The organism is Ruania albidiflava DSM 18029 (genome assembly GCF_000421225.1).
In the GTDB taxonomy this organism is placed as follows: Bacteria; Actinomycetota; Actinomycetes; order Actinomycetales; family Beutenbergiaceae; genus Ruania; species Ruania albidiflava.
This window is the reverse complement of sequence record NZ_ATWL01000053.1, coordinates 1-1,835: the sequence shown is the minus strand read 5'-3', so window position 1 is coordinate 1,835 and position 1,835 is coordinate 1. Positions and strand designations below refer to the sequence as shown.

General features: G+C 68.0%; 2 protein-coding genes and 2 pseudogenes. 2 read left to right on the top strand and 2 right to left on the bottom strand.

Annotated features, from left to right (window positions below):
- Positions 1-60 precede the first annotated feature (60 nt).
- Positions 61-228 (bottom strand): annotated as a pseudogene (locus tag K338_RS25385) (integrase core domain-containing protein); the annotation flags it as partial.
- Here K338_RS25385 and K338_RS0119475 point away from each other — a divergent pair.
- Positions 219-551: pseudogene (locus tag K338_RS0119475) on the top strand (TraM recognition domain-containing protein); the annotation flags it as partial. The pseudogenes K338_RS25385 and K338_RS0119475 overlap by 10 nt on opposite strands.
- 84 nt (positions 552-635) lie before the next feature.
- A complete protein-coding gene (locus tag K338_RS24875; RefSeq protein WP_022919799.1) occupies positions 636-1,115 on the top strand; it encodes a single-stranded DNA-binding protein in 480 nt (159 codons plus the stop codon).
- A gap of 637 nt (positions 1,116-1,752) precedes the next feature.
- Here K338_RS24875 and K338_RS26335 read toward each other — a convergent pair.
- Positions 1,753-1,835 (bottom strand): integrase core domain-containing protein (locus K338_RS26335; protein ID WP_157612659.1); only part of this gene is annotated, 83 nt, incomplete at its 5' end.

Sequence of the window (1,835 nt, the reverse complement as noted above, 5' to 3'; positions counted from 1 at the left end):
CCCTCAACCCTCAAGGCAAAACCCCCTCACATATGGGAGACACGCCCTAGATGTACCCGGTCAGTGGGTTGGTGACACTCGGCTGATCGGGGGCCGGCCTCCGCAAGCGGTGTGGCCTCGATCATAGTTGTAGTGGTCGAGCCAGGGCCCGAGCGCATCGACCCGCTCTTGATTAGATGTGAACGGTCGCCGGTAGGCCCAGCCTTCCTGCAGAGTCCGCGTCCATCGTGAAAATCATCCTCGGCGGCGCCTCCAACAGCCGCGACCTCCAAGACCTCTCCACGCTCATCGGGGAACGCGACGAGCTCACCAACACCACCACCGTCGGCGACTACGGCTCCCGCTCCAACCAACGCAGCGTGCGGCGGGTCGCGATCCTCCCGCCAGACCGGATCAAAACTCTCCCGTTCGGCACCGCCGTGACCCTGCTGCGCTCGGCACCGCCGATCGTCACCGACCTGCGCGCCTGGCCCGACCGCCCCGACGGCAAGCAGATCCAGTCGGATCGAGCCGAGGTCGAACAGCTCCTGCACAACGCCCACCAGCAGTAACCCCGCCGGGGTGGTCGGGTGCACCTGGCTGCCATGAGCAGCCCCGATGAGGAGCGGGCGGCATGAGCAGAGCAGGAGCACACGATGAGCGAGCAGAAACCAGACGTAGACCCGGAGATCAGTGAAGCCTTCTACGGGTTCGTCGCCTCGAATCCGAAGCCGACGACGCGCGACGGAAAGCCGCGTCTGTATTTCAGGGCCGGGCAGGAGCACTACGGGTATGGGCCCGACGGATCCAGGATCAAGCTCCCCACCACCTTCCACGATGTCGTTGCGTTCCGCGGGGCGGCCGAAGCCGGTGATCGCAAGCTCGCCAAGGGCGACTGGTTCCTCGCGATCGGGCACCCGGAACCGAGCACGAACCCCAAGACCGGGGTCGAGGAGACCGAGTTCATCGCGAGCCGGTTCGGCCACGACCTCGCCCGCATGAACACCCACGTGGGCAGCCCGCGCCGGCTCTCCCAGATGGAGTCCCCGAACCGGCAGCAGCCGCAGCGGCAGGTCGGCTTCGAGCCGCCCGAGCACGAACAGCCCGGCCACGAGCAGCACGCCCGGGCCATGTGAGGAGCCGGATGATGAACGACGACACCACGCTCCCGCCCGCAGACGAGACGACCCCCGACGACGAGGGTCAGCAGGACGAGTGGGAGGACGAAGACTTCGGGCCGACCGGACCCGACGATGATGCGCCGGGGCCACCGCGGCCTGTGAACTGGAACCTGCTGCTCGCGCACGATCTGGAGCAGGAATGGCTCGCCCTGAACCGGTGGGTCGAGTGGGTCAGGAGAGAGTACGCGCTGCCCGCCTCGGTGATCCCGCCGATGTGGCACCGGCATCCGGCACTCAAATGGGAGCTCTCCGCGTTGCATCTGCACTGGCTCGCCGCGTACGACCCAGAACAGGACGCCTCGGCCGCGATCGGATGGCACCGCGACTTCGCCGCCACCCGGCAGCGGCTCCGCGACTGGGTCGCCGCCTCCGGCACCCGCCTGGATCGGGACCGCCCCGACCGGCAGACCGCCCGGCCCGGCGAACCCCCGGCCCCGCCGGTCGAAGACATCCCGATCACAAACCGGCGCGAGGACTTCGTGGCCTTCGTGATCGAACAAGTCGCCCGCCGCAAAGCCGCCGAAGACGCCTTCTTCGCCCGCCTCGACGACGCCGACCTCGACGAGGGCGCGGATCTAGATGTACTCGGCCATCAGGTTGGTGACACTCGGCTGTGGGGCGGGAGGCCGCCGAGTGCGCTGTGGCGGCGTTCAGTGTTGTAGGTGTGCAGCCAGG